Below are 25,649 nucleotides of genomic sequence, written 5' to 3' on the forward strand. Positions count from 1 at the left end.
TGGCAGAAGTGTTGACGGTCGACGTGTCATGTGCAAGCTTTGCGTCCACTTCTTTCCCGACGAGGAGCGACGATGACGTCAGCCGTTCGCAGGTCCCCCGCTCGCCGGATCGCCGTGGCCGCCCTCGCGGTGGGGACCGCGGCGGTGCTCGTCGCCTGCGGGTCGCGCGGCCCCGCCGCCGTCGAGGAAGCCGGCCCGCCCCAGCGCGGCGGCGACGCCACGATCGTGTTGGGCGTCGAAGCCGTGCGCGGGCTCGACCCGGCGATGCTGTTCAACCTGACCCCGTCCGGCGACGCCAACCGGATGTCGGCGATCTACGGCACGCTGCTGTGGGCCGACGCGGCCACCGGCGCGGTCTCGCCCGGGCTGGCCGAGAGCCTCACCCCGAGCGCCGACGGCGCGCAGTGGACGCTGGTGCTGCGCCCCGCCCTGACGTTCTCCGACGGCACCCCGCTCGACGCCGAGGCCGTGCGGTTCAACTACGCCCGCATCGCCGACCCGGCCACCCGCTCGCCGCTGGCACCGCTGCTGGCCGGCGTCACCACGACCGTGCGCGACGCCCGCACGCTGCAGATCGACCTGGCCACCCCGAACTTCAGCTTCGACCGGGTGCTGGCCACCAACCTGACCTTCATCGGCTCGCCGACGGCCATCGCGGCCGACCCCGCGGGCTTCGCGAACGAGCCCGTCGGAGCCGGGCCGTTCGTGCTGCGGGAGTGGGTCCGCGACGACCACATGACGCTGGAGCGCAACCCCACCTACGCCGGGCCCGACGAGCCGCTGCTGGACACGGTCACCTTCACCGTCATCGCCGACCCCACCCAGCGCATCAACACCGTCGCCTCCGGGCAGGCCCAGGCCGCGGTGCCCGGCTCGGACCTGTCCTTCCGCGACGCTGCGGCGCAGCGCCGGCTCGCCGTCACCGAGGCGCCCGCCGGCGGCGGCCCGACGTTCCTGTTCAACACCGCCCGCGCCCCGTTCGACGACGTCCGGGCCCGGCGGGCCGTGGCGATGGCGCTCGACCTGGCCGACCTCGACTCGGTGATCGACCCGGGGTCGGCCGCTCCGGAGGGCCTGTTCGGGCCGGGATCGCCGTTCGGCTCGCCCGGCCCGCTGGTCGAGCACGACGCCGCCGGGGCGCAGCAGCTGCTCTCCCAGCTGGCCGCGGAAGGCAAGCCGGTCGAGTTCACCGTCACCCTGACCCCCAGCGGGCTGTTCAAGCGGACCGCGGAGTACGTGCAGAGCAGGCTGAGCACGTTCCGCGACATCGCGGTGACCATCGACATCGTCGACAACGCCACGATCGACCAGCGGGTGTTCCGCGACCGCGACTACGACATGTCCGCCCAGATCGTCCCGGTGCCCGACCCCGAGCCCAACCTCTACAAGCTGCTGCACTCCACCGGGCAGACCAACTACACCGGCTTCGCCGACCCCGCGCTGGACGCCGCGCTCGACGCCGCCCGCTCCACGCAGGACACGGCCGCTCGCGAGGCGGCCTACGCCACCGTGCAGCGGATCGTCGCCGACCAGGTGCCGATCCTGCCCTTCCGCGAGCAGGTGGCCTACACCGTGCACCGCCCCGAGCTGACGGGCCTCGTTCTGCACGGCGACGGCGCGCTGCTCTACGACCGGCTCGGCCTGGCCGCGTCGTGACCCCAGCCGCACCGACCGTCCCGGCCACGACCGCCGCGGCCGAGCGCCCCACCCGGCGCCGGCGGCACGGCCGCCTCCTGGCCCGGCTCGCCCACCTGGTCGGCGTGCTGGTGCTGGTGACCCTGGCCGCCACCGCGCTGGTCGACCTGCTGCCGGGCTCGCCGGCGGCGACCATCCTCGGCCCGACGGCCACCGCGGAGGCGATCGCCGAGCTGGAGGCCGAGACCGGCTACGACCGGCCGCTGCCCGAGCGCTACGCCACCTGGCTGGGCAACGCGCTGACCGGCGACCTGGGCAGCTCGGTGCAGTCCAACCGGCCGGTGCTGGAGCAGATCCTGGACCGGGTTCCGGTCACCCTGGAGCTCACCGTGCTGGCGCTGGTCATGGCGCTGGCCGCGGCCGTGCCGGCGGCGCTGCTGGCCGCGCACCGGGAGGGCGGGCCGGCCGACCGGGCCGCCACCGGGCTGGCCTCGGGGCTGCTGTCGGTCCCGGTGTTCGTGGCCGGGGTGCTGCTGATCTACGCCTTCGCGGTGGTGACCGGGTGGTTCCCGGTGTCGGGGTGGTCGCCGCTGTCGGACGGGCTGGTCGACAACCTGGCCTTCGCGTTCCTGCCCGCGCTGGCGCTGGCGATCGGGGAGGCGCCCGGTTTCTACCGGCTGCTGCGCGGCGACCTCGTGCACACGCTGCACCAGGACTTCGTGCGCACCGCCGAGGTGCGCGGGCTGCCCCGGCGCTACGTGCTGCTGCGCCACGCGCTGCGGCCCTCGTCGTTCTCGCTGCTCACCGTGGCCGCGATGACCTTCGGGCGGCTGCTGGCCGGCTCGGTGGTCGTGGAGAGCCTGTTCGCGCTGCCCGGGCTGGGCGCGCTGGCCCTGCAGGCCATCCCGGCCCGCGACCTGCCGCTGATCCAGGGGATCGTGGCGCTGGTCGCGGTGGTCTACGTGGTGGTCAACATGGTGGTGGACGCGGCGTACGCGGTGCTGGACCCGCGGGTGCGGGCCGCATGAGCACCGGCACCGGCACCGCCGTCGCGACGCCGGTCGCGAAGCGCCGTCCCGCGCTCTGGCTCGCCCTGGGCTGGCTCGGGCTGGTCGTGCTGCTCGCGCTGACCGCCGACCTGCTGCCGCTGCCGGCGCCCGACGAGCCGGTCGGCGCGCCCAGCCTGGCGCCGTTCGCCCCGGACGGCCCGCTGCTGGGCACCGACCCGATCGGCCGCTCGGTGGCGTCCCGGCTGGTGCACGGCGCCCGGCTGTCGCTGCTGGTCGGCCTGTCGGCCACGCTGATCGCCGCGGTGGTCGGCACCGCGCTGGGGCTGTGCGCGGCGTACCTGCGCGGGGCGGCGGAGCGGGTGATCGCGCTGGTCACCGACTCGCTGCTGGCGTTCCCGCCGCTGCTGGTGCTGCTCGCGCTGGCGGCGGTCGTCCGGCCGGGGCTGACCACCCTGGCCGTCAGCCTCGGGCTGTTGTTCGTGCCGGCGTTCACCCGGCTCAGCAAGGCGCTGGCGGTGGTGGAGATGGGCCGGGAGTACGTGCTGGCCGCGCGCGTGCTGGGGGCGTCCGGGCCGCGGATGCTCACCCGCGAGCTGCTGCCGGTGTGCCTGGCTCCGGTGGCCGCGTACGCGGTCGTGGTGCTGGCCACGATCATGGTGATCGAGGGGTCGCTGAGCTTCCTGGGCGTCGGCATCCCGCCGCCCGCGGCCAGCTGGGGCTCGATGATCGCCGGCGGGAAGGACTTCCTGTTCGACGCGCCGTACCTGATCGCGCTGCCCTGCCTGGCCATCTTCGCCACGGTGTTCGCGCTGAACACCGCGGGTGATTGGTTCCGCGGGCTGACCGCGCGGGGCGAACGGTGACCGCCGCGACCCGCCGCGGCGGCGACGCGGCCACCGACCTCGCCACGCCCGTGCTGGAGGTCGTCGACCTGGGCTGCGCGTTCCCCAGCGCCCGCGGCCCGGTCCGGGCGCTGTCCGGGGTGTCGCTGCGGGTGCCCCGCGGCCGGGTGCTCGGGATCGTGGGCGAGTCCGGCTCCGGCAAGTCCACGCTGGCCAGGGCGGTCGTCGGGGCCACGCCGGCGACGGCCGAGCTGACCGGCGGCATCCGGGTCGGGGGCGCCGACCTGGCCGAGCTGCCCCCGGCGCGGCGCCGCGAGCTGCGCGGGCGCCGGATCGGGATGGTGTTCCAGGACCCGATGATGGCGCTCAACCCGGTCGTCCCGGTGGGCCGCCAGGTCGCCGAGGCCGCGCGCCACCACCTGGGGCTCTCGCGCCGTGATGCGACCGAGCGGGCGGTCTCGCTGCTGGAGCAGGTGGGCGTGCCGGCGGCGCGCTCGCGGCTGCGGTCCTACCCGCACCAGTTCTCCGGCGGGCTGCGCCAGCGGGTGACGATCGCGATGGCGCTGTCCTGCGATCCCGACCTGCTCATCGCCGACGAGGCCACCACCGCGCTGGACGTCACCGTGCAGCGCCAGATCCTCGACCTGCTCGCCGCGCTGGTCGCCGAGCGGTCCATGAGCATGGTCCTGATCAGCCACGACCTGGGCGTGGTCGCCGGGCGCACCGACGAGGTGGCCGTCATGTACGGCGGGCGGGTCGTCGAGCACGGCCCGACCCGCGAGGTCTTCCACCGCCCGCGCCACCGCTACACGCGGGCGCTGCTGGACAGCGTGCCCCGGCTCGACCGGGTGCCCGACCGGCTCTCGGCCATCCCCGGCCAGCCGCCGGACCCGGCGGCGCTGCCGCCTGGCTGCGCCTTCGGCCCGCGCTGCCCCGCCACCGCCGAGGACTGCCGGTCCGCGCCGCCCCGGATGGTGGCGGTCGACGGGCACCGGGCCGCCTGCCTGCACCCACCGGAGGAGCCGTGAGCGCCCTGCTGGAGGTCCGCGACCTCGTCAAGACCCACCGGGTCGCCGCCGGCACCGTGCACGCGGTGTCCGGGGTGAGCCTGCGTCTGGACGCGGCGGAGACGCTGGCCCTGGTCGGCGAGTCCGGCTGCGGGAAGTCCACGGTGGGTCGGGCGATCCTGCAGCTGCCCCCGCCCGACAGCGGCCGGGTCGCGTTCGACGGCACCGAGCTGACGACGCTGAGCCGGCGCCGCATGCGGGCGCTGCGCCCCGGGCTGCAGATGGTCCTGCAGGACCCGCGGGCCGCGCTGCACCCGCGCCGCCGGGTCCGCGGGATCGTGGCCGAGGGCCTGGTGAACGCGCGCCGCCCGAAGGGCGAGACCGCGGCGACCGTCGACGCCGTGCTCACCGCCGTGGGCCTGGACCCGGCGCAGGTGGCGGACCGCAGGCCCGAGGAGTTCTCCGGCGGGCAGTGCCAGCGCATCGCCATCGCCCGCGCGCTGGCCGTGCAGCCGCGGCTGCTGGTGTGCGACGAGCCGGTGGCCTCGCTGGACGTCTCGGTGCAGGCCCAGGTGATCAACCTGCTGGCCGACCTGCGGGCCGAGCGGGGGCTGGCGATGCTGTTCATCTCCCACGACCTCGCCGTCGTGCGCACCATCGCCGACCGGGTCGCGGTCATGTACCTGGGTCGGGTCGTGGAGACCGGCCCGGTGGCCGAGGTCTACGCCCGGCCGCGCCACCCGTACACCCGCGCGCTGCTGGACTCCAGCCCGGTGCCCGACCCGGACGCCCCGCCGCTGGGACCGGCGCTGAGCGGGGAGGTGCCCTCGCCGCTGGACCCGCCGTCGGGCTGCCGGTTCCGCACCCGCTGCCCGCTGGCCGAGGCCCGGTGCGCGGCCGAGGTGCCCGCGCTCGCCGAGGTCGGGGCCGGGCACCGGTCGGCCTGCCACTTCGCGGCGGACCTGTGACGGCGGACCCGACAGCGAACCTGACAGCGGACCTCACGGCGGCGCTGGCCGGTTTCGCCGCCGGCACCACGGCCGACCTGCCCGAGCCCGTGCGCGAGCGGATCGCCGTGCACACCGTCGACGCGCTGACCGCAACCGTGGTCGGCGCGGCGATGCCGTGGACGGCGGCGGTGCGCGGGTACGCGGTCGAGGAGTCCGCGCCCGGGCCCAGCTCGGCGGTCGGTACCGCGCGGCGGCTGCGCCCGGAGCTCGCCGCGCTGGTCACCGCGACCGCCGCGCACGGCATGGAGATCGACGACTACGCGCTGCCCGCGCTGTCGCACCCCGGCTGCGTGGTCGTGCCGGTGGCGCTGGCCGTCGCCGAGGACGTGGGCGCGGGCCCGGCCGAGGTCACCGCCGCGCTCGCCGCCGGGTTCGAGACGGCGCTGCGCATCGCGGAGGCGGTCACCCCGTCGCTGACCAGCGACCGCGCCTTCCACGTCACCAGCGCGATCGGCGTGCTCGCCGCGGCCGCCACCGCCGGGCGGCTGCACCGGCTCCCGCCGCCGGTCATGGCGCACGCGCTCGGGCTGGCCGCGGCGCACGCCGGGGGCACCGCGGAGTTCTCCCGCACGGGCGGCGACGTCAAGCGCGCGCACGCCGGATTCGCGGCGGCGGCCGGGATCCGGGCCGTGCGCCTCGCCGGGCACGGGCTCACCGCGCCCCGCCGGGCCCTCGACGGCGAGCGCGGGTTCCTGACCGCGTTCTCGGCCGGGGTGGGCGCCGCGGCCCGCGAGCGCCTGGCCGACCGGCTCGGCGTCGAGTGGCGCACGGCCGCGCTGGCGGTCAAGGCGTACTGCGCCTGCGCCGGGCTGCAGGCCCCGATCGCCGCCGCCGAGGCGCTGCGCGCCGACGGCTGGCGCGCCGCGGACGTCGACCGGCTGGTCGTCGGCCTGGACCGGGCCACGCTCGCGCACGTCGGCACGATCGGGCCGCGCCCACCGGACCTCACCGCCGCACAGCTCAGCGCCCACCACGCGGTCGCCACCCGGCTGGTGCTCGGCGGCAACGACCCCCGTCACCTGCGGCGCACACCGCCGGAGGTGACGGCGCTGGCCGAGCGGGTCGACGTCGAGCTCGACCCGTTGGCCGAGGAGCTGTTCCCGCACAGGCTGGTCGCCTCGCTGCGGCTGCGGGCGCGCGACGGCCGACAGGTCGCGCTCGCCGTCGAGGCGCCCGGCTCGCCAGGGCGCCCGCTCGACCGGGCCGCGGTGACGGCCAAGGCGGCCCGGCTGGCCGGTCCGCTGATCGGGGCGGACGGCACCGCCGCCCTGGTGGCCGCCGCCGATGCCCTCGATGTCCCCGCCGTCGCCGCTGTGCTGCGCGGCGTCCCCGCCCGTCCCGGACAGGAGTGAAGCCCGTGCTGCTGCGCGCCGTCGGCGACATCGGCCCCGAGCGGGCCGACCCGGACACGCTGTTCGACCGCGTCCGCGACCACCTCCGGGGGGCCGACATCACCTTCGGCCAGCTGGAGGTCACCCTCACCGAGCGCGGCACGCCCGTCCCGCAGGTCCGCCACACCGCCCGCAGCGCACCGGCCGCGGCGCACGCCCTGCGCCGCGCCGGGTTCGACGTGATCTCCTGGGCCGGCAACCACTGCCTGGACTGGGGCAGCGACGGCTTCCTCGACACCATCGACGCGCTGGAGTCGGCCGGGCTGACCCCGCTCGGGGTGGGCGTCGACATCGCCGCCGCGCGCCGGCCGCGGATCGTCGAGCGCGACGGCGTGCGGGTCGCGTTCCTGGCACTGTGCAGCATCCTGCCCGCCGACTACTGGGCCACCGAGCGCAGGCCCGGCTGCGCCCCGATGCGCGCGCACACCGTCTACCAGCCGCTGGAACCCGACCAGCCGGGCACCGGGTGCCGCATCCTGACCTTCCCCGACGGCGCCGACCTGGCCGCGCTGCTGGCCGGGATCCGCGAGGCCCGCGCGCAGGCCGACGCGGTCGTCGTGTCGCTGCACTGGGGCATCCACTTCGTGCCCGCCGTGCTCGCCGACTACCAGCGGGCCGTCGCGCACGCCGCGATCGACGCCGGGGCCGACCTCATCCTCGGCCACCACGCGCACATCCTGAAGCCGATCGAGGTCCACCGCGGCCGGGCGATCTTCTACAGCCTCGGCAACTTCGCGATGGACCTGCCGATGACCTCCGAGCACGCGCAGCGCCCGACCTTCCGGATGCTGCAGTCGCTGCACCCCGGCTGGGAGGTCGACCTGGCCAGCAGCTACAACTTCCCGCCCGACTCGCGCCGCACGGTCGTCGCCGAGGCGGAGATCACCGCGGCCGGGGTGGGCCGGGTCGGGCTGCGCCCGGCCCTCATCGGCGTGCACAACGGCACAGACTCCGTGCCCGCGCTGCTCGACGCCGCCGACCCGCGCCACGGCGAGGTCGTCGACTACCTGCGCGAGATCGGCGCGGACCAGGGCATCGACACCGAGTTCGGCACCGGGTCCGCCGCCGACGGCGACCTGGTGGTGCTGCCCGCGACCGCGTCCTGAGCGGCTGCGATCCTTGCCGGTGACAGGCATGGAGGTCAGCAGGTGAGCCCGCAGGACAGCGCCACCGCCCTGCCCCGCCGGCAGGCCGGGGCCAGCCCGCAGCACCTGCTGGCGACGTTGCTGGGCGAGTACTTCGACCCCGCGGGCGACGCGGTGCCCTCGGCCGCGCTCGTCGCCCTGATGGGGGAGTTCTCGGTGTCGGAGGCCAGCGCGCGCACCGCGTTGAGCCGCGTCGCCCGCCGCGGCCTGCTGCAGGCCGTGCGCCACGGCCGGGCGTCGGCCTACCGGCTCACGCCGGAGGCGTCGTCCAAGCACAAGCAGCGGATGCAGCACTTCCTGACCTTCGGCGCGGCCGGGTCGGCGGGGGCGTCGTTCTCGGGGGAGTGGACCGTCGTCGCGTTCTCGGTGGCCGAGGAGCAGCGCTCGGTGCGCGCCACCCTGCGCCGCGAACTGCAGGCGCTGCGCTTCGGCCGGCTGTTCGACAGCGTCTGGGTCCGCCCCGGCGACCACACCGACGCGGTCCGCGCGGTCGTCGCCGACGTCTCGCGCGGCGGCGCGGACGTCGGCGCCTCGGTGATGCTGTCGCGCTTCGCCGCCGGCCGCGGCGTCGTCGACCCGCTCTCGGCCTTCGACCTCGCCGGCCTCGGCGCGGACTACGCGGCGTTCACCGCCCGGTTCGCGCCACTGCGGGCGCGCACGCGCGACGGCGCCGTGCCCCCGGCCGAGGCGCTGGTCGCCCGGACCGAGCTGATGGACACCTGGCGCGCCTTCACCGACACCGACCCCGACCTGCCGGCCGAGCTGCTCCCGGCCGGTTGGGAGCGCGACGGGGCGCGCCGGACGTTCCTGGAGATCCACACCGGGCTGGGCCCGCTGGCCGAGCAGCGGCTGCGCCAGATCGTGGCGCGGTACTCGGCGGAGGCGGCCGAGGCGGTGCGCCACTACTCGGCCGACTGACCGTCGAGAACGACGTTGCGGTGATTGTGGACCGGTCCAATCGACAGCAGCTTCGTTCTCGACGGGGCGGGGCTAGTTGGTGCGCAGCACCACGAACTGGAAGCGGCCCTCGACGAAGTAGGTGCGGCTGTGCGCCACGGCGGTGCCCCGCCGGCTGAAGTGCACCTGGTCGAGCAGCACGTACAGGCCGGGCACCGGCTTCTGGGGGCCCCACCCGATGGTCTCGTCGCTGATCGCGTGCACCTCGGCGAGGGCGCGGGCCGGCATCAGGCCGGCCCGGTCGAGCGTGGCGAACAGGCTGCCCGCGCCGAGCTGCTCGACCAGCTCGGCCGGGAAGCCGGCCAGCGGCACCACGTCGTAGGAGTAGGCCACGGCCTGGTCGTCGGCCAGGATCATCCGCTCGACCGCGAGCACGTCCTCGCCCGCGGCGATGCCGAGCTTGCCGGCCTCGGCCGCGGTCGCCGGGCGGCGCACGCGGGCGTGGCGCTCCATGCGCGGCTCGTGGCCCATCTCCCGGATGGTGTCGCTGATCGAGCGCAGCTCCTGCAGGCCGGCGCGGATCCCGGCGCCGAAGTCGCTGACGAACGAGCCCGAGCCGTGCCGGACGTCGACCAGGCCCTGGGCCTCCAGCGTGCGCAGCGCGGTGCGCACCGTGACCCGGGAGACCTCGTAGTGGCGCACGAGTTCGGCCTCGCTGGGCAAGCGCTCTCCGGGTGCGTACTCCCCGGACATGATCCGGGAGCGCACGTCCTCGGCGAGCCGGCGCGCCAGCGAGGTGCGGGCACCCAACGATGTCGACACGGGCACACAGTAACGGTTGACAGTCGTCCTACATCTCCTTAGCGTGCGGTTTCCGCACGAGTTGTAGGACGACTGACAGATCCGGGAGGCAGCGTGCCGGTCAGGACGGTGGAGTGGCTCGACGGGCCGGTCCCCGCCGTGCGGTTGATCGACCAGACCCGCCTGCCGGTGGAGGAGGTCTACGTCGAGGCGATCGACGTCGACGCGCTGGTCGACGCGATCGTGCGCCTCGCCGTGCGCGGCGCGCCCGCGCTGGGCGCGGTGGGCGCGCTCGGGGTCGTGGTCGCCATGGCCCAGGGCGAGCGCGAGGGCTGGGACGACGTCCGGCTGCGCGGCGAGGTCGTCCGCCTGCGCGACGCCCGCCCGACCGCGGTGAACCTCGCCTGGGCGGTCGACCGCGTGCTGCCGCTGCTGCCCGACGGGCGCGACGCGGTGCTCGCCGAGGCGCTGCGCGTGCTCGCCGAGGACGAGGCGGCCAACCGCTCGCTGTCCGCGCAGGGCGCCGACTGGCTGCTCGCGCGGTGCGCCGAGCGCCCCCTGCGCCTGCTCACCCACTGCAACACCGGCACGCTCGCCACCACCGCGTGGGGCACCGCGCTGGGGATCGTGCGCGAGCTGCACGCCCGCGGCCGGATCGAGCTGGTGCACGTCGACGAGACGCGCCCGCTGCTGCAGGGCTCCCGGCTCACCGCGTGGGAGCTGCGCGCCGACGGCATCGACCACGTGGTGCAGGTCGACAGCGCCGCGGCCGGCGCGATCCTGCGCGGCCTGGTCGACGCCGTCGTCATCGGCGCCGACCGCATCGCGGCCAACGGCGACACCGCCAACAAGGTCGGCTCCGTCGGCCTGGCGCTGGCCTGCGCCGACGCCGGCATCCCGTTCGTGGTGGCCGCGCCGTGGTCCACCGTCGACCTGGCGACGCCCGACGGCTCGGGCATCGCCATCGAGGAACGTGCCGCGGACGAGGTGGTCGCCTTCGGGGGTGTGCCCACCGCGCCGGCCGGCAGCCGGGTGTTCAACCCGGCGTTCGACGTCACACCCGCCCGGCTGATCGACGCCGTCGTCACCGAGCGCGGTGTCGTCGAACCGAAGCTCCGCCCCGACATGTCCGCGGTCCACCAGCCCCTGTAACTCCACGCCGCAACTCCACGCCGCGACGAAGGCGCCTCACCCCGAAGGAATCTGTCTGCCATGTCAAAGTCGTCAACGTCGACCCACCTGACACGCGGCCGTGCCACCGTCCGCGCCGGCGCCGCGCTGCTGGGCTCGGCCCTGCTGCTCGCCGGCTGCTCGCAGGACCTGGGCCCGACCGGGTCGGCGGCCCCGCCCCCGGAAACGGCCACGGTCGGCGAGGCCACCGGGCAGAAGCCGGCCCCCTTCGACGGCGCCGAGCCGGTGAAGATCGCGCTCGTGCAGAACAGCGGCGCCGGCGACTACTTCCAGCAGTGGACCAACGGCGCCCGCCAGCAGGCCGAGGCGCTGGGCATCGAGATCCAGGTCTACGACGCGCAGGCCGACAACGCGCGCCAGGCCACCGACATGCAGACCGCGATCGGCTCCGGCGTCGACGCCATCATCGTCGACCACGGCCAGTCCGACACCATGTGCCCGCTGATCAACGACGGGCTCGACGCCGGGCTGCCGGTCGTCATCTACGACGTCGAGATCACCGCCTGCGCGCCGAAGGCCGTGGAGACGGCCCAGGACGACGCGAGCCTGGCGAGCCTGATCCTGGACAAGATGACCGAGGACATCGCCCCGGGCTCGCCGGTCGGCTACGTCAACGTGCTCGGCATCGCCCCGCTCGACCGGCGCAACGCGGTCTGGGACGAGGTCCGGGCGAAGAACACCTGGGACCAGAAGTTCTTCGTCGGCGAGTTCACCAACTCGGTGGCCACCGACAACGCCCAGCTGGTCGACGCGGCGCTGAAGGCCAACCCCGGCGTGGCCGGCATCTTCGCGCCCTACGACGAGCTGACCAAGGGCACCGTCTCGGCGGTCCAGCAGAACAACCTGCAGTCCCAGGTCAAGGTCTACGGCGTGGACATCTCCACCGCCGACATCGAGGTCATGACGGCCGAGGGCAGCCCGTGGGTCGCCACCGCGACCACCGACCCCAACGCCATCGGCGCCGCCGTGGTCCGGGTGACCGCGCTGGAGCTGGCCGAGCAGCTGGACTCCCGCGAGGTCGTCTTCCCCGGCACGCTGGTCACCCAGGAGCTGCTCAAGCAGAACAGCATCCAGAACCTCGACCAGCTGCGCGCCGAGCTGCCGGAGCTGAACATGACCGAGGTCGCCACGGCGGACTGGATCCCGGTCGTCTCCTTCTGACCGGGCGCACCCGGCCCTCGTACTGACCGACCACCTCGGAGTCGAACTCGTGGCGATGATCGAGCTGCACGACGTGCGGCACGCGTTCAGCGGCAACCCCGTGCTGCGCGGCGTCAGCCTGTCCTGGGACGCCGGCGAGGTGATGGGCCTGATGGGGGCCAACGGCGCGGGCAAGTCCACGCTGATCAAGGTGCTGGCCGGGGTGCACCCCCTGCAGCACGGCCGGATCAGCGTGGACGGCGCCTCGCCCGACGCCGCCGACGGCCCGCTCGCCGCCCGCAGGCTGGGAATCGAGACGGTGCACCAGCGGATCGACGAGGGCGTGGTCCCCGGCCTGTCGGTGGCCGAGAACCTGCTGTTCGAGCGGATCGCGCAGGGCGAGCTACCGGCGGTCGGCTCGCTTCGGGGCCTGTTGCCGGCGGCGCGGGGGGTCGCCGCCGGCCTCGGGCTCGACTGGGGCGACGCGGTCCTGCGCCGCGACGTCCACGAGCTGGGCATCGCCGACCAGCAGCTCGTGCTGCTGGCCAGGGCGCTGTCGCGGCGCCCGAAGCTGCTGGTGCTCGACGAGCCGACCTCGGCGCTGTCTGCCGCGGAGACCGAACGGCTCTTCGGCGTCGTGGAGGACATGCGCCGCGGCGGCGTCGCCGTCCTCTACGTCTCCCACCACATCAACGAGGTCGACCGGCTGGCCGACCGGATCGCCGTACTGCGCGACGGCAGCATCCGCTCCGAGCAGACCCAGCCGTTCGACTGGTCGGTCGCGGTGCGCGACATGCTCGGTGAGCGCGGCGTCCGGGAGCTGGCCGAGAAGAACGACCAGCGCGGCGAGGACACCGTGCTGGAGCTGCGCGGGGTGCAGCTGTTCGCCGGCAGCGCGCCCTTCGACCTCGACCTGCGCCGCGGCGAGGTCACCGGGGTCGTCGGGCTGCTCGGGGCGGGCAAGAGCGAGCTGGCGCTGGGCGTGTTCGGAGCCCAGCCCTTCCAGGCGGGCACGATGCGCCTGGACGGTGCGCCATATGCGCCGAAGTCGCCGGCGAAGGCGGTCGCCGAGGAGGTCTACCTCGTCCCGGAGGACCGCGCCGCCCAGGCGATGCTGCCCGGCTGGTCGATCGCGCGCACGGCGTCGCTGCCGTTCCTGCGGGCGCTCTCGCCCAGCGGTGTGCTGCAGCGCCGCAAGGAACGCGCCGACGGGCGCGCCGTCATCGACCGCTTCGGCGTCGTGGCCTCCTCGGAGGCCCAGGGCGTGGACTCGCTGTCGGGCGGCAACCAGCAGAAGGTCGTCGTGGGTCGGTGGCTGCGCGGGCGACCGCGGGTGATGCTGCTCGACGAGCCGTTCCGCGGCATCGACATCGGCGCCCGCCACGACCTGTCCGCGCGGGTGCGGGAGCTGGCCGCGGGCGGGTCGGCGGTCGTCGTGCTCGCCTCGGACGTCGACGAGGTGCTGGAGGTGGCCGACCGGGTCATCGTGCTGGTCGAGGGGGTGCCGCGGCTGGACTCCTACGCCGTCGACGTGACCCGGGATCGGATCGTCGCCCGGACGGCGGCGCTCAACGGAGAGGACGTGGCCTGAGTGGCTGTGCCGGAGGTCAAAGGGCCGCAGGTGGACGGGGACGGCGCGAAGGCCGACCCCGCGGAGAAGGTGACCGCGACGGCACCGTCGCCGCGGACGGGCGTGCGAGAACTCGCCGTCCGCTACGGGTTCATCGCGATCACGGTGGTGCTCTTCGTCTACTTCGCCGTGGCCGAGGAGAGCTTCCGCCAGCCGAGCACGCTGTTCTCGATGCTGAAGTTCGCCTCCGTCGTCGCCGTGGTCGGGCTCGGGGTGACCCTGACGATGGTGGTGGGCGGGCTCGACCTGTCGGTCGGGTCGGTCGCCGGCATGTCGGTGACGATCTCGGCGATGGCGATGGTGTTCTACGCCCAGGTCGGCGGTGTGGCCATCGCGGTCGTGCTGCTCGCCGGTGCGCTCGTCGGGGCGGTGAACGCGCTGCTCATCGTGGTGCTTCGGATCCCCGACCTGCTGGCCACGCTGGCCTCGATGTTCGTGATCATGGGCCTGAAGCTGGTGCCGGTGGACGGCCAGTCGGTGTCCTCGGGCATGGTGCTGCGCGACGGCAGCGTGGCGCCGGGCAAGTTCACCCCGGACTTCCTGGCCATCGACCGCGCGTTCATCGGCCCGGTGCCGCTGCCGGTCGTGATCGTCGGCCTGCTCGCCGTGGGCACCTGGTTCTTCCTCACCCGCACCCGCTGGGGCCGGCTGATGTACGCCGTCGGCGCCAACCCCGAGGCCGCCCGGCTGGCCGGCGTCCGGGTCGGGCGCTACCGCGCGCTGGCCTACGTGCTGTCGGGGGTGTTCGCCTCCATCGGCGGGCTCATCCTGTCCTCGCGCATCGGCCAGGGCGACATCAGCGCGGGCAACTCCCTGCTGCTCGACGCCGTCGCCGTGGCGCTGGTCGGCACGTCGGTGCTCGGTCTGGGCCGCCCCAACGCGTGGGGCACGATCCTGGGCGCGGTCCTCATCGGCATCCTGATCACCGGGCTGACCATCACCGGGTTCCCGTACTACGGCCAGGACATCGTCAAGGGGATCGTCCTGCTGCTGGCCCTGCTGTTCTCGTTCACGCTGTCGCGGCGCCGCTCCCGGTACGCGCCCGCCGCGGTCATCTGAGGGAGTGACATGACGACCGACGCGGCGCTCGACGCGCCCTACGAGCTGCTCACCCCGGACACCGCGGCCGCCTTCCTGCGCTCGCGCCCGGCACTGGCCGGCCGGATCGACGCCGACGACCTGCGCTCGGTGCGCGAGATCGGCGACGGCAACCTCAACCTCGTGTTCATCCTGGCCGACGGGGCCGGGCGCGGGCTGGTGCTCAAGCAGGCGCTGCCCTACGTGCGGCTGGTGGGCCCGAGCTGGCCGCTGGGGCCGGACCGGGCGCGCCACGAGGCCGAGGCGCTGAGCCTGCACGGCCGGCTCGCCCCCGACCTGGTGCCGGCGCTGCTCGACTACGACCCCGACCGCTACGTGCTGGCGATCGAGGACCTGTCCGACCACTCGGTGTGGCGCACCGCGCTCAACGACGGCCTGCGCCACGACGGCGCCGCCGAGGCGATGGGCCGCTACGTCGCCGCCGTCGCCTTCGGCACCTCCGTGCTCGGCATGGACGCCGCCGAGCGGGCGCGCACCCTGGCCAGCAGCGTGAACCCCGAGCTGTGCCTCATCACCGAGGACCTCGTGTTCACCGAGCCCTACGTCGACGCGGGGCGCAACAGCGTGCTGGCGGCCAACGAGCCCGACGCCGCCGAGCTGGCTGCCGACCGCACCATGGTCGAGGCGATGGGCCGGGCGAAGTGGACGTTCATGACGCGGGCCGAGGCGCTGGTGCACGGCGACCTGCACACCGGCTCGGTCATGGTGCGCGCCACCGACGGTGCGCAGGGTCCGGTGGACTCGGCGAAGGCCTTCGACCCCGAGTTCGCGTTCTACGGCCCGGTGGCCTTCGACCTGGGCGCCCTGTGGGGCAACTACGTCATCGCCGCGGCCCGCGCCACCGCCCTCGGCGACGACGACCGCGCCGCGTGGGCGCTGGGGCTGTGCACCCGCACCTGGGACGCCTTCGAGGCCGAGTTCCGCCGGGTGTGGACCGACGGCCGGGTCGATCCCCGCATGTTCGGCGACGACCTGCGCGAGCACCTGCTCGCCACGTGGCGGTCGGAGGCGTGGCTGTTCGGCGCGGCGAAGATGACCCGGCGCATCGTCGGGCTGGCCAAGACCACCGACATCGAGTCGCTCCCGCCCGAGCTGCGCGAGGGTGCGGCCCGGGGGGTGCTGCGCACGGCGCGCCGGTGGGTCCGGGAGCACGAGGGCGACAGCACCCCTCGGCGTGCGGAGGAGGTCGCGGGGCAGTTGCTGGGGGAGTCGGCGACGCGCTGACGCGGGCGCGTCACCTCAGCCGCGCTGCGGCAGGCGGGGCGGCAGCGGGGCGTCCCACCCGCGCAGCAGCGCGACGACGCGGATGACGAGCACGGCACCGGCCGCGCAGAGGGTCGTGGGCCCGGGCGGCAGGCCGCTCTCGTGGCCCACGACCACCAGCGCGGCGCCGACCAACGCCGGGACGGCGTAGATCTCGCGGCGCAGCACGTGCGGCACCTCCCCGACGAGGAGGTCGCGCAGCACGCCGCCCCCGATCGCGGTGATCAGGCCGACGACGACGGCGGTGACGGCGGGGGCGCCGGTGGCCAGCGCGGTGCCCGCGCCTGCGGTGGCGAACAGCGCCAGGCCGAACGCGTCGGCCCACTGCACGGCCCGGCGCAGCTTGCTCACCAGGGGGTGGAAGGCGAACACGGCGATCCCGACGACGACCGGCACGAGCAGGTAGGGCCACTGGCGCAGGCTGGTCGGGGGAGTGATCCCGAGCAGGACGTCGCGGACGACACCGCCGCCCAGCCCGGTCAGCGCCGCGACGGTGACGACGCCGAAGACGTCCATCCGGGCGGCGACGGCGGCCAACGCGCCCGACACGGCGAACACGGCGATGCCGGCCAGGTCGAGGACGATCAGCAGCACGTCACGACTCGCGTCGAGGACTGATATATCACTGCCGCCACGGTAGTGCGTGCCGACGGCGCCGTCAAAGCGAGCCTGGCCACCCGCACCGGATCTGCTGCCGCGGTGGACGGGCAGCGGTCGGACCTCTCAGACGCGCCTCAGCCGCGGTGGCGCAAGATGGAGGTGCCGGTTCCGGGCGGATGCTCCGGTTCGGCCCCCGAGGAGGACCTGGATGTCGGCGATCGGCTCGTTGCTGGGTGTGCTGCTGCTGCTGTTCGGGCTGGTCATGGTGGCCCGGTTGGTCGTCGACTGGGTGGGGGTGCTGGGCGACTCGCGGGCGAGCTGGCTGCCCCCCGCCCGCCGGGTCACCCACGGGATCACCGAGCCGGTCATCGCGCCGGTGCGGCGCGTGCTGCCGGCGATCCGGACCGGGTCGGTGGCGATCGACCTGGCGTTCACGGTGGTGTTCGTCGCCGTGTGGATCCTGCAGTCGATCGCGTTCTCGCTCTGAACCGGGCTCAGTCCGGGCGCCCGCCGCGGCGGCGGTCGGCGGCGTAGACGGCGGCCTCGGTGCGCCGCGCCATGCCCAGCTTGTGCAGCAGGGAGGAGACGTAGTTCTTGACGGTCTTCTCGGCGAGGAAGAGCTCGGCGCCGATCTGGCGGTTGGTGAGCCCGTCGGCGATGTGGTTGAGGATGCGGCGCTCCTGGGGGCTGAGCGAGGCGTAGCGCGGGTCCTCGGGTTCGTTGCCCTTGCGCAGCCGCTCCAGCACGGCGGCGGTGGCGCGGGGGTCGAGCAGCGAGCCGCCGGCGGCGATGGTGCGCACGGCGCCGACGAGGTCGGTGCCGGTGACCTGTTTGAGCAGGTAGCCCGCGGCGCCGGCCATGATGGCGCCGAAGAGGGCCTCGTCGTCGGAGTACGAGGTGAGCATCAGGCAGGCCGGTGGGGGGTCGATCGCGGCGCGGACGTCGCGGCAGACGGATATGCCCTCGCCGTCGGGGAGGCGGACGTCGAGGATGGCGACGTCGGGGCGCAGGGCGGGGATGCGGGCGAGGGCCTGGGCGGCGGTGCCGGCCTCACCGATCACCTCGATGTCGTCCTCGCTCTCCAGGAGCTGGGCGATGCCGCGCCGGACGATCTCGTGGTCGTCGAGCAGGAACACGGTGATGGCCACGGGTCCACGGTAGGGCCGTGGACCCGTGCCGCGCAGGAGCCCGCCGGCCTAGGCGCGACGGGACTTCGGTCCCGTCCCGCCCGCCGATGGTCCCGGCGGGGGCGACGGGTCGAGCCGCGCCCTCCCGGCTGGGCGGCGGGCAGGCGTCCTCGGTGAACACGACCCGCCCGACCGCCGTCTTCGCGAGCAGGCGCAGGCACTCGACCGGTCGAGCTCGACGAACTCGGCGGCGGCGCCGTCGGAGTCGGTCGGGACGCGCATCCGGTGATCATCGCGCTTGGCGGAGCCGGCGCGCGGACGCAAACGCTGGGCGCGCTCGCAGCGCCGGGTGTGTGGTTGCAGCTCGCCGGCGCGCTGCGACGACCCAGCCAGCGCTGCGAAGTCTCCCGTCAGCGCTCGACGACCCGACCCGACCGGCGCTCCGACCACCTAGGCGGGTTCGAGGACGACCACGGGGATCCGGCGCTCGGTGTAGCTCTGGTAGGTGGCGTAGGGCCGGTAGACCTCGACCAGGCGCGGCCAGAGCGCGTCGCGCTCGGCGCCCTCGGCGACGCGTGGGCGCACCTTCCGGCGCAGGCCGCCGGGCAGTTCGACCTCGGCTGTGTCGGCGGCCATGAGGTTGTGGAACCAGGCGGGGTGCGCGTCGGTGCCCCCCTTCGACGCGACGATCACCAGGTCGGGGGCGTCGTCGAGGTAGATCAGCGGGCTGGTCCTCGCCTGGCCGCTGCGGCGGCCGACGTGGTCGAGCAGCAGCACCGGCGAGCCCCGGAAGCCGGCGCCGAACCTGCCCCTCGTCGCGCGGAACACCGCCGTGTTCAGCCGGGCGAACTGGCGGTGCAGGGTCCAGTAGGGGGAATCGGGACGAGGTGCTTTCGGCATGCCGACGATTCTGTCGGTGTATGACAAATGGCAGCAAGTGCCAGATCATGGACGTGGCGGTCGTCGCACCCCGACCGCGGGCCAGCGGCGCATAGGCTCGGGCGATGAGCACACCCGGTCTCCGGGAGCGGAAGAAGCAGCGCACGCGCGACGCCCTCACCGATGCCGCCTACGCGCTGTTCCGCGAGAAGGGCTTCGACGCCACGACCGTCGACGAGATCGCCGCGGCCGTCGAGGTCTCCCCGCGCACGTTCTTCCGGTACTTCGCCTCCAAGGAGGACCTCGCACTGGCGCCGCTGAACCAGCAGCTCGCGGCGATGCTGACGGCGCTGGCCGCCCGGCCGGCCGGCGAGTCGGTGCTCACCGCGCTGCGCGCGGCGACCGTCGAGGTGCTCGAGGCGTGCGAGGCGGGGATCGGCGGGTTCGACGGCGAGCGCTTCCGCGCCATGCAGGCGCTGCTCGCCGAGAACCCCACCCTGCGCGCCGCCGGCCCCGAGTACAACGCCGCCGTCTTCGACGAACTGGCGGAACTGGTCGGCGCCCGGATGGGGGTCGACCCGACCGGCGACCCGCGGCCCTACCTGGTGGCCTCGGTGACGCTCGGCGCGGTCCGCACGGCGGGCGACGCCTGGCGCGTCCACCACCCGGAGGTCCCCGCGTCCCGGCTGTTCGCGGGCATGATCGACCTGCTGGCCGCCGGCGTGGACTACCCGTCGGCCGCCGGCAGCTGAAGCACCGGGCAGAACAACACCGGCAGAACAACGACGTCGAACCGGGAGCGATCGATGGCGCAGGGCTGGGAACAGATCGACCACGGCGCGGTGGCCGTGCTGCGGGCGGCCAACGGCGGCGGCTACCCGTACGGGAACTCGCTCGTGGTGCGCGGGTCGGGCGGGTCGCTGCTGGTCGACCCGTCCCTGGCGCTGGGCGGCGCGGAGGAGCTGCCCCCGGTGGACGCGGTCGTGGTCAGCCACGCCCACGAGGACCACGTCGTGGGCCTGGGCGAGATCGACCGGCCGGTCCACGTGCACGAGGCCGACCTCGCCGCGGTGCGCTCGACGCGGGCGCTGCTGGACGGCTACGGGCTGCCGCCCGCCGCGGCCGCGGACATGGAGCAGAGCCTGGTCGCGGAGTTCCGGGTCGGCTCCCGGCCCGACGCCCTCCCCGTCCCGGACGGCCACGTGTTCGACCTCGGCGACCGCACGGCGACCGTCGTGCACCTGCCCGGGCACACCGCCGGGCACAGCGGGTTGCTGGTCGAGCCAGACGGCTTCTTCTACATCGCCGACATCGACCTGACCTCGTTCGGTCCGTACTACGGCGACGTCGGCAGCGACCTGGAGGCCTTCGAACGCTCCATCCGCGCCTGCGCCGAGGTCGACGCCCGCTGGTACGGCACCTTCCACCAGAAGGGCGTGGTCGAGGGGGCCGAGGAGTTCCGCACGCGACTGCAGGCCTACCGGGCGGTGATCGCCCGCCGCGACGCCGCGCTGACCGCGTTCCTGGCCGAACCGCGCACACTGGCCGACGTCGTCGCGCACCGCCTGGTGTACCGGCCGCACGTCGACACGGCCTACGTCGACACGGTCGAGGAGCGCACGGCCGAACTGCACATCGACCGGCTGGTCCGCGCGGGCTCGGTCGCCGAGGTCGGGCCGGGGACGTACCGGGCGGTCTGAGCGCGAACCGTCCTCAGTGGACGGCCGGGGGGAGCGTGTACTCGAACTCGTCGTCGTGCACCTGCGGCCTGCCCTGCCCGCCCAGCGCCACCGTCACCGGCGCCAGCGCGTCCGCGTCGGTCCTCGACCAGCCGACGACGAGGTGCTGGGCCTCGTCGATCGTGACGATGAGCGGGTAGCCCTGCGGGATCATGTCCATGCCCGTGCCCTCCCGGCCGGCGTCGCTGGGACCGGCCGCGCCCATCATCACCCGATCCGGTGGACCCGGCTCGGCGGCGGCATCGGGGTGCGCCAGGTCACGCCCTCTAGCCAAGAGCCACAGCTCTGGTTAGCCTCCCCTAACTGAGGGCCGCCTCGGCTCACCTCGTCGACGTGAGAACGGAAGACCCAGCATGCGCGTGTGGCGTTCGGTCCTGGCCGTGGCCGCTCTGGGCGTGGCGCTCGCCGGTTGCGGCGCCGAAGCCCCCTCCTCCGGCGGCGCCGCCCCGGAGGCGTCCGGACCGTGGTCGTTCACCAGCGGGAGCGGCGAGGTGGTGACGGCGGAGCGGGTCCCGACCCGGATCATCGCGCACGCCGGCGAGGCGGCCGCGCTGATGTCGTTCGGCATCCGGCCCGTCGGCATCTACGCCGACGAGGCCGTCACGACCGACCCCAACCTCAAGGACCTCGACCTGAGCGGGATCGAGATCCTCGGCGAGGAGTGGGGCAAGATCGACGTGGAGAAGGCGGCCTCGCTGCGGCCGGACCTGATCGTCGGCGACTGGTGGCCGGCCGAGAAGGCCTACAGCGGCCTGGAGGAGGGCGTCGACGAGAAGAGCAAGAAGCTCGCCGAGCTCGCCCCCGTCGTCGGGGTCTCGCAGGGCAAGTCGATCGTCGAGCTGGCCGAGGGCTACGAGGACCTGGCCGAGAGCCTGGGCGCGAAGGTCGACGACCCGCGGATCGCGGCCAACAAGCAGCGGTTCGAGGAGTCGGTCGCGCGGTTCAAGGAGGCGGTCGCGGCCAAGCCCGGCCTCACGGTGCTGGCGATGTCGCCGGCCGACGACATGGTCTACGTGGCCAACCCCGAGTACGCGCCCGAGCTGCTGGACCTGCAGAGCTGGGGCCTGCAGGTCATCAACCCGGACAGCCCCGACCCCGGCTTCCCGTACTGGGAGAACCTCAGCTGGGAGAACGCCGACAAGTACCAGCCCGACCTGATCCTGTGGGACGGCCGCTCGTTCACCCCCACCGCCAACGCCGAGTGGGGCGCCAAGCAGCCCACCTGGTTCCAGATCTCGGCGGCCGGCGCCGGCGCGGTGGCGGCCTGGCCGGCGTACTGGCTGCACACCTACGGCCACTTCGCCACCGAGCTGGACAAGCTCAGCGAGGCCGTCACGGCCGCGAACGCGGACATCGGCACCTGACCCCCGCGTGAAGACCACCTCCACCCGCACGGCACGGCGCGCGTCGGCACTCGGGCCGGGGCTCGTCGTGCTGGGCGCGGTGCTGGCGCTGGTCGCCTTCCTCAGCATCACCCAGGGCTCGCGCTCCATCGGCCTGGGGGAGGTGCTCGCCGCGCTGGGCAGCATGCACGGCGACGGGACGATCACCAGCACGGTGACCCTCGACCTGCGCGTGCCCCGCACGCTGCTCGGCGTCCTGGTCGGTGCCGCGCTCGGCGTCGCGGGCGCCGTCCTGCAGGGCGTCACCCGCAACCCCCTCGCCGACGCCGGGATCATGGGCGTCAACGCGGGCGCGGCCGCGTTCGTCGTCCTCGCCGTCACCGTGCTGGGCGTGCGCGGAGTGGGCGTCTCGGTCTGGTTCGCCTTCGCCGGCGCCATCGTGGCGATCGTGCTGGTCTACGCGGTCGCGTCGATGGGCCGGGAGGGCGCCACGCCGGTGAAGCTGGCGCTGGCCGGGGCGGCCGCCACCGCCGGCTTCGGCTCGGTCACCACCGGGATCGTGATGACGAACATCGACGCGCTCAACGAGCTGCGCTTCTGGCAGGTGGGCTCGCTCGCCGGGCGCTACGCCCCGGTCCTGCTCGGGGTCGCCCCGTTCCTGGTCGTCGCGCTGGTCGTCGCGCTGGGCTTCGGGCGCGCCCTCAACGGGCTGGCGCTGGGCGAGGACACCGCCCGCGGGCTCGGCCTGCGGGTCGCCCGCACCCGGGCCGCCGCGTTCGTCGTGGTCGCGGTGCTGGCCGGCGCGGCCACCGCCGCCTGCGGGCCGATCGTGTTCGTCGGGCTCGTCGTGCCGCACGTCGCCCGGTTCCTCTGCGGGCCCGACTACCGCTGGGTCCTGCCGTACTCGATGCTGCTGGGCCCGGTCGTGCTGCTGCTGGCCGACGTGCTCGGACGGGTGGCAGGGGCGCCGGGGGAGCTGCAGGTCGGTGTCGTCCTCGGAGTGCTCGGGGCGCCCGCGTTCATCGGCATCGTCCGTCGCGGCCGGCTGTCGGAGGTGTGAGCGCGATGTCGGTGATCACCGCCGCTGGGCCGGCCGCCGTGGACGGCGCGCTGCGCGCCGGCCGGCGCCGCCGGACGACGCGCGCCGCCCTGGTGATCGGTGGGCTGGCCGCCGTCGCGGCGGGCCTGTTCGTGGTGACGATGATGGTGGGCAGCTTCGCGCTCACCGCCGTCGAGGTCGTCGGCTCGCTGCTGGGCCTGCGCGACGACCCGAGCGTCGACTTCATCGTCCTGGGGCTGCGGCTGCCCACCGCGACCGCGGCGTTGGCGGTCGGGCTGGCGCTCGGCGCCTCCGGCACGATCTTCCAGCAGCTGCTGCGCAACCCGCTGGCCTCGCCCGACTTCGTCGGCATCACCTCCGGGGCCGGGCTCGCCGCGGTGAGCGGGATCGTGTTCCTGCAGGTCGGTGGGATCGTGATCAGCGGTTTCGCGCTCGGCGGGGCGCTGCTGGCGGCCGTGCTCATGTACGCGCTCGCCTGGCGGGGCGGGGTCAGCGGCTACCGGTTCATCCTGATCGGGATCGGCGTCCTGGTCTTCTTCGACGGCCTGATCGGCTACGTGATCAGCCGGGCCCAGCTCACCGAGGCCCGCCAGGCCATGCACTGGCTGACCGGGTCGATCGGGCAGGCCGGCCCCGACGAGCTGCGCCTGCTGCTGGGCGCGCTCGTCGTCATGCTGCCGCTCGCCGTGCTGCTGCAGCGCCAGCTGCGGGCGCTGGAGCTCGGCGACGACGCCGCCGCGGCGCTGGGCAGCCGCACCGAGCTCAGCCGGGCCGGACTGCTCGCGACGGCGGTGGTGCTGGTGGCGCTGGCCGTGGCCGTGGCGGGCCCGCTGCTCTTCGTCGCGTTCGTCGCGGGCCCGGTCGCCGACCGGCTGCTGGGCCCCGCGACCGGGGGCATCCTCGCGGCGGCGCTGGTGGGTGCATCCCTGCTGCTGACCGCCGACCTCGCCGCCGTGCACCTGATGCCCACCCCGCTGCCGACCGGTGTGGTGACCGGCGCCGTCGGGGCCCCGTACCTGCTGTGGCTGCTGGCCACCACGAACCGGCGAGGAGCGGGCGGATGACCCGGTTGAACGCGCGCGGCCTGACCCTGGGCTACGACGACCGCGCCGTCGTGCAGGGCCTCGACATCGACGTGCTCGACGGCAAGGTGACCGCGATCGTGGGCGCCAACGCCTGCGGCAAGTCGACGCTGCTGCGCGGGCTGGCCCGGCTGCTGGCACCCCGCGAGGGCGCCGTGCACCTCGACGGGACGGCGCTGGCCGAGCTGCGCACCCTCGACATCGCCAAGGTCCTCGGGCTGCTCCCGCAGACGCCCGTCGCCCCGGACGGGATCACCGTCGCCGACCTGGTCTCCCGGGGGCGCTACCCCCACCAGGGCTGGTTCCGGCGCTGGACCGACGACGACCAGGACGCCGTGGCCCGCGCGCTGGAGGCCACCGGCACCGCCGACCTGATCGACCGCCCCATCCGCGAGCTGTCCGGCGGCCAGCGCCAGCGGGTCTGGGTGGCCATGGCGCTGGCCCAGGACACCGACCTGCTGCTGCTCGACGAGCCCACCACCTACCTCGACATCAACCACCAGGTGGAGCTGCTGCGGCTGCTGCGCCGGCTCAACGCCGACTCGGCCAGGACGATCGTCGTGGTCATGCACGACCTGAACCTCGCCTGCCGGTACTGCGACCACCTGGTGGCGATGGCCGACGGCGCGATCGTCGCCGAAGGCGCGCCGACCGAGGTCGTCACGGCCGAGCTGGTGGAGAAGGTCTTCGGGCTGTCCTGCGTCGTGGTGGCGGACCCGGTCGCCGGGACCCCGATGGTCGTGCCGGCCTGATCAGCCCGCGTCGCGCAGCCGGAGCAGGTAGGTCGCGGTGAGCGCCACGGCGCGGTCCGCGTCGTGCGTGAGGTCGGCGAGGGCGCGCGACGCCGTGGGCCCGGGGATGTCGGCGAACGCCTGCGCCAGCCGTCGACGCGCGGGCTGGTCGGTGGTGGCGTCGGCGAGGCGCTCGACGAGCCGGGCGGCGCTCGCCTCCGCCACCGCGGCGTCGCCGGCCAGTGCGCCGAGCGCATCGGCGGCGTCGGTGTCGTTGGTCCCCTCGACGACCACGTCGACGAGCGCCGGCACCGCGTCGGTCGAGCCGCGCGCCCCGAGCGCCAGCGCCGCCTGCCGGCGGACCACGGCGTCGGCGTGTGTGAGGGCGTCGCGCAGCAGCGCGGTGGCCGCATCGCCCGGGATCTCGACGACCGACCGGACGGCGCGCTCGCGCACCTCGGGCCGCGGCGAGGCCAAGGCCTCGGCCAGCGGTTCGAGGCCGCCGCCGTCCGAGCGCGCCAACGCCCACCGCAGGGCCCCGGCGACGTTCGGGTCCGCCTCGCCCAGCACGGCCTCGACCAGCGCCTCGGCCGGCACCTCGACCTCCTCGGCGGCCGACAGCGCCGCCCGCTGGCGCTTCCCGGCGCTCTCCGACCCCAGGCCGTGCAGCAGCGCCACCACCTTCAGGACGTCCTCCCAGCCGGCGGGCTCGGCCGCGTCGATCCGCCGCAGCCTGGTGAGCAGCTCGGTCTCGGCCGCGATGCGCTCCCGCGTCCGCCGGACGAGGTCCTCGACCAGCGCCGACGGCGCGAAGCCGGGGTCGTCGAGCGCGCGCCCGACCTCGCGCAGCGACAGCCCCAGCGACCGCAGGCTCTCGATGTGGAAGATCCGCCGGATGTCGTCGGCGGAGTACTCGCGGTAGCCGGCCGCGGTGCGGCCGGTGGGCCGCACCAGGCCGAGCGAGTCGTAGTGCCGGAGCATGCGGGCACTGACCCCGGAGCGCCGCGCCACGTCGCCGATCAGCATGG

At 74.8% G+C, this 25,649-nt stretch carries 26 protein-coding genes; 20 read left to right on the top strand and 6 right to left on the bottom strand.

The window, feature by feature from the left end:
• Positions 1-72: 72 nt before the first annotated feature.
• The 8 genes from KIK08_RS00375 to KIK08_RS00410 are packed head-to-tail and all read left to right on the top strand — an operon-like array spanning position 73 to position 8,958.
• On the top strand, positions 73-1,656 hold the full coding sequence (locus tag KIK08_RS00375) for an ABC transporter substrate-binding protein (protein ID WP_214400885.1): 1,584 nt from the start codon (positions 73-75) through the stop codon (positions 1,654-1,656).
• Positions 1,653-2,663: an ABC transporter permease gene (locus KIK08_RS00380; protein ID WP_214400886.1), complete on the top strand. Its 1,011-nt coding sequence runs from the start codon at positions 1,653-1,655 to the stop codon at positions 2,661-2,663. The genes KIK08_RS00375 and KIK08_RS00380 overlap by 4 nt, the downstream gene beginning before the upstream one ends.
• Positions 2,660-3,508 (top strand): ABC transporter permease, encoded by an 849-nt coding sequence (locus tag KIK08_RS00385; RefSeq protein WP_214400887.1) that lies wholly within the window; start codon positions 2,660-2,662, stop codon positions 3,506-3,508. The genes KIK08_RS00380 and KIK08_RS00385 overlap by 4 nt, the downstream gene beginning before the upstream one ends.
• A complete protein-coding gene (locus KIK08_RS00390) occupies positions 3,505-4,515 on the top strand; it encodes an ABC transporter ATP-binding protein (protein WP_214400888.1) in 1,011 nt (336 codons plus the stop codon). The genes KIK08_RS00385 and KIK08_RS00390 overlap by 4 nt, the downstream gene beginning before the upstream one ends.
• Positions 4,512-5,462, top strand: a complete 951-nt coding sequence (locus tag KIK08_RS00395) for an ABC transporter ATP-binding protein (protein ID WP_308257287.1) — start codon at positions 4,512-4,514, stop codon at positions 5,460-5,462. Before KIK08_RS00390 ends, KIK08_RS00395 begins: the two co-directional genes overlap by 4 nt.
• On the top strand, positions 5,459-6,856 hold the full coding sequence (locus tag KIK08_RS00400; protein ID WP_214400889.1) for an MmgE/PrpD family protein: 1,398 nt from the start codon (positions 5,459-5,461) through the stop codon (positions 6,854-6,856). The genes KIK08_RS00395 and KIK08_RS00400 overlap by 4 nt, the downstream gene beginning before the upstream one ends.
• A gap of 5 nt (positions 6,857-6,861) precedes the next feature.
• Positions 6,862-8,001 carry a CapA family protein gene (locus tag KIK08_RS00405; protein ID WP_214400890.1) on the top strand — a complete coding sequence of 380 codons (1,140 nt, stop codon included), beginning with the start codon at positions 6,862-6,864 and terminating at the stop codon, positions 7,999-8,001.
• A 42-nt stretch (positions 8,002-8,043) separates the two neighbouring features.
• The gene (locus tag KIK08_RS00410; RefSeq protein WP_214400891.1) at positions 8,044-8,958 is read left to right on the top strand and encodes a PaaX family transcriptional regulator; all 915 of its coding nucleotides are present in this window, start codon (positions 8,044-8,046) and stop codon (positions 8,956-8,958) included.
• Between the two features lie 72 nt (positions 8,959-9,030).
• Here KIK08_RS00410 and KIK08_RS00415 read toward each other — a convergent pair whose 3' ends face one another.
• Positions 9,031-9,759 carry a GntR family transcriptional regulator gene (locus KIK08_RS00415; protein ID WP_214400892.1) on the bottom strand — a complete coding sequence of 243 codons (729 nt, stop codon included), beginning with the start codon at positions 9,757-9,759 and terminating at the stop codon, positions 9,031-9,033.
• A gap of 93 nt (positions 9,760-9,852) precedes the next feature.
• On the opposite strand from KIK08_RS00415, the gene mtnA reads away from it, so the two are divergent.
• From mtnA to mtnK, 5 genes are read left to right on the top strand one after another with little or no spacing between them, the layout of a single operon-like run.
• Positions 9,853-10,890 carry an S-methyl-5-thioribose-1-phosphate isomerase gene (mtnA, locus tag KIK08_RS00420; protein ID WP_214400893.1) on the top strand — a complete coding sequence of 346 codons (1,038 nt, stop codon included), beginning with the start codon at positions 9,853-9,855 and terminating at the stop codon, positions 10,888-10,890.
• Positions 10,891-10,950: 60 nt separating this feature from the next.
• A complete protein-coding gene (locus KIK08_RS00425; protein ID WP_214400894.1) occupies positions 10,951-12,090 on the top strand; it encodes a substrate-binding domain-containing protein in 1,140 nt (379 codons plus the stop codon).
• Positions 12,091-12,145: 55 nt separating this feature from the next.
• On the top strand, positions 12,146-13,660 hold the full coding sequence (locus KIK08_RS00430) for a sugar ABC transporter ATP-binding protein (RefSeq protein WP_214400895.1): 1,515 nt from the start codon (positions 12,146-12,148) through the stop codon (positions 13,658-13,660).
• A gap of 30 nt (positions 13,661-13,690) precedes the next feature.
• Positions 13,691-14,758, top strand: coding sequence for an ABC transporter permease (locus KIK08_RS00435; protein ID WP_214400896.1), 1,068 nt, complete (start codon positions 13,691-13,693; stop codon positions 14,756-14,758).
• 9 nt (positions 14,759-14,767) lie between these two features.
• A complete protein-coding gene (mtnK, locus tag KIK08_RS00440) occupies positions 14,768-16,021 on the top strand; it encodes an S-methyl-5-thioribose kinase (protein WP_214400897.1) in 1,254 nt (417 codons plus the stop codon).
• Positions 16,022-16,036: 15 nt separating this feature from the next.
• Here the strand turns inward: mtnK and KIK08_RS00445 are convergent, their stop codons facing one another.
• A complete protein-coding gene (locus KIK08_RS00445) occupies positions 16,037-16,654 on the bottom strand; it encodes a trimeric intracellular cation channel family protein (protein ID WP_214400898.1) in 618 nt (205 codons plus the stop codon).
• 214 nt (positions 16,655-16,868) lie between these two features.
• On the opposite strand from KIK08_RS00445, the gene KIK08_RS00450 reads away from it, so the two are divergent.
• Complete coding sequence (locus KIK08_RS00450; RefSeq protein WP_214400899.1) at positions 16,869-17,147, top strand: YggT family protein; 279 nt, start codon at positions 16,869-16,871, stop codon at positions 17,145-17,147.
• A 7-nt stretch (positions 17,148-17,154) separates the two neighbouring features.
• Here KIK08_RS00450 and KIK08_RS00455 read toward each other — a convergent pair whose 3' ends face one another.
• Positions 17,155-17,808 (bottom strand): response regulator, encoded by a 654-nt coding sequence (locus tag KIK08_RS00455; RefSeq protein WP_214400900.1) that lies wholly within the window; start codon positions 17,806-17,808, stop codon positions 17,155-17,157.
• A 429-nt stretch (positions 17,809-18,237) separates the two neighbouring features.
• The gene (locus KIK08_RS00460; RefSeq protein WP_214400901.1) at positions 18,238-18,687 is read right to left on the bottom strand and encodes a nitroreductase/quinone reductase family protein; all 450 of its coding nucleotides are present in this window, start codon (positions 18,685-18,687) and stop codon (positions 18,238-18,240) included.
• A gap of 104 nt (positions 18,688-18,791) precedes the next feature.
• Between KIK08_RS00460 and KIK08_RS00465 the strand changes: the two genes are divergently transcribed.
• Together KIK08_RS00465 and KIK08_RS00470 are read left to right on the top strand one after the other, a co-directional pair.
• Complete coding sequence (locus KIK08_RS00465) at positions 18,792-19,418, top strand: TetR family transcriptional regulator (RefSeq protein ID WP_214400902.1); 627 nt, start codon at positions 18,792-18,794, stop codon at positions 19,416-19,418.
• A 54-nt stretch (positions 19,419-19,472) separates the two neighbouring features.
• Positions 19,473-20,366: an MBL fold metallo-hydrolase gene (locus KIK08_RS00470; protein WP_214400903.1), complete on the top strand. Its 894-nt coding sequence runs from the start codon at positions 19,473-19,475 to the stop codon at positions 20,364-20,366.
• A gap of 13 nt (positions 20,367-20,379) precedes the next feature.
• Here KIK08_RS00470 and KIK08_RS00475 read toward each other — a convergent pair whose 3' ends face one another.
• On the bottom strand, positions 20,380-20,679 hold the full coding sequence (locus KIK08_RS00475) for a hypothetical protein (RefSeq protein WP_214400904.1): 300 nt from the start codon (positions 20,677-20,679) through the stop codon (positions 20,380-20,382).
• A 79-nt stretch (positions 20,680-20,758) separates the two neighbouring features.
• Between KIK08_RS00475 and KIK08_RS00480 the strand changes: the two genes are divergently transcribed.
• The 4 genes from KIK08_RS00480 to KIK08_RS00495 are packed head-to-tail and all read left to right on the top strand — an operon-like array spanning position 20,759 to position 24,642.
• Positions 20,759-21,769, top strand: a complete 1,011-nt coding sequence (locus tag KIK08_RS00480) for an ABC transporter substrate-binding protein (protein ID WP_214400905.1) — start codon at positions 20,759-20,761, stop codon at positions 21,767-21,769.
• Between the two features lie 7 nt (positions 21,770-21,776).
• Entirely contained in the window at positions 21,777-22,808 is a 1,032-nt protein-coding gene (locus KIK08_RS00485; protein WP_214400906.1) for a FecCD family ABC transporter permease, read from the top strand.
• 5 nt (positions 22,809-22,813) lie between these two features.
• Complete coding sequence (locus tag KIK08_RS00490) at positions 22,814-23,872, top strand: FecCD family ABC transporter permease (RefSeq protein WP_214400907.1); 1,059 nt, start codon at positions 22,814-22,816, stop codon at positions 23,870-23,872.
• Positions 23,869-24,642: an ABC transporter ATP-binding protein gene (locus KIK08_RS00495; protein WP_214400908.1), complete on the top strand. Its 774-nt coding sequence runs from the start codon at positions 23,869-23,871 to the stop codon at positions 24,640-24,642. The genes KIK08_RS00490 and KIK08_RS00495 overlap by 4 nt, the downstream gene beginning before the upstream one ends.
• Here the strand turns inward: KIK08_RS00495 and KIK08_RS00500 are convergent, their stop codons facing one another.
• Positions 24,643-25,647, bottom strand: a complete 1,005-nt coding sequence (locus KIK08_RS00500; RefSeq protein WP_214400909.1) for a MerR family transcriptional regulator — start codon at positions 25,645-25,647, stop codon at positions 24,643-24,645.
• Positions 25,648-25,649: the final 2 nt, after the last annotated feature.

Origin of the sequence: Pseudonocardia lacus, assembly GCF_018531445.1 — a bacterium.
Taxonomy (GTDB): domain Bacteria; phylum Actinomycetota; class Actinomycetes; order Mycobacteriales; family Pseudonocardiaceae; genus Pseudonocardia; species Pseudonocardia lacus.

Bases quoted from the DNA above. Each gene is read 5' to 3' on its own strand.
- KIK08_RS00375 (WP_214400885.1), top strand. From the start codon at position 73: ATGACGTCAGCCGTTCGCAGGTCCCCCGCTCGCCGGATCGCCGTGGCC.
- KIK08_RS00385 (WP_214400887.1), top strand. From the start codon at position 2,660: ATGAGCACCGGCACCGGCACCGCCGTCGCGACGCCGGTCGCGAAGCGC.
- KIK08_RS00425 (WP_214400894.1), top strand. From the start codon at position 10,951: ATGTCAAAGTCGTCAACGTCGACCCACCTGACACGCGGCCGTGCCACC.
- KIK08_RS00430 (WP_214400895.1), top strand. From the start codon at position 12,146: ATGATCGAGCTGCACGACGTGCGGCACGCGTTCAGCGGCAACCCCGTG.
- mtnK (WP_214400897.1), top strand. From the start codon at position 14,768: ATGACGACCGACGCGGCGCTCGACGCGCCCTACGAGCTGCTCACCCCG.
- KIK08_RS00450 (WP_214400899.1), top strand. From the start codon at position 16,869: ATGTCGGCGATCGGCTCGTTGCTGGGTGTGCTGCTGCTGCTGTTCGGG.
- KIK08_RS00460 (WP_214400901.1), bottom strand. From the start codon at position 18,687: ATGCCGAAAGCACCTCGTCCCGATTCCCCCTACTGGACCCTGCACCGC.
- KIK08_RS00465 (WP_214400902.1), top strand. From the start codon at position 18,792: ATGAGCACACCCGGTCTCCGGGAGCGGAAGAAGCAGCGCACGCGCGAC.
- KIK08_RS00470 (WP_214400903.1), top strand. From the start codon at position 19,473: ATGGCGCAGGGCTGGGAACAGATCGACCACGGCGCGGTGGCCGTGCTG.
- KIK08_RS00480 (WP_214400905.1), top strand. From the start codon at position 20,759: ATGCGCGTGTGGCGTTCGGTCCTGGCCGTGGCCGCTCTGGGCGTGGCG.
- KIK08_RS00490 (WP_214400907.1), top strand. From the start codon at position 22,814: ATGTCGGTGATCACCGCCGCTGGGCCGGCCGCCGTGGACGGCGCGCTG.
- KIK08_RS00495 (WP_214400908.1), top strand. From the start codon at position 23,869: ATGACCCGGTTGAACGCGCGCGGCCTGACCCTGGGCTACGACGACCGC.
- KIK08_RS00500 (WP_214400909.1), bottom strand. From the start codon at position 25,647: ATGCTGATCGGCGACGTGGCGCGGCGCTCCGGGGTCAGTGCCCGCATG.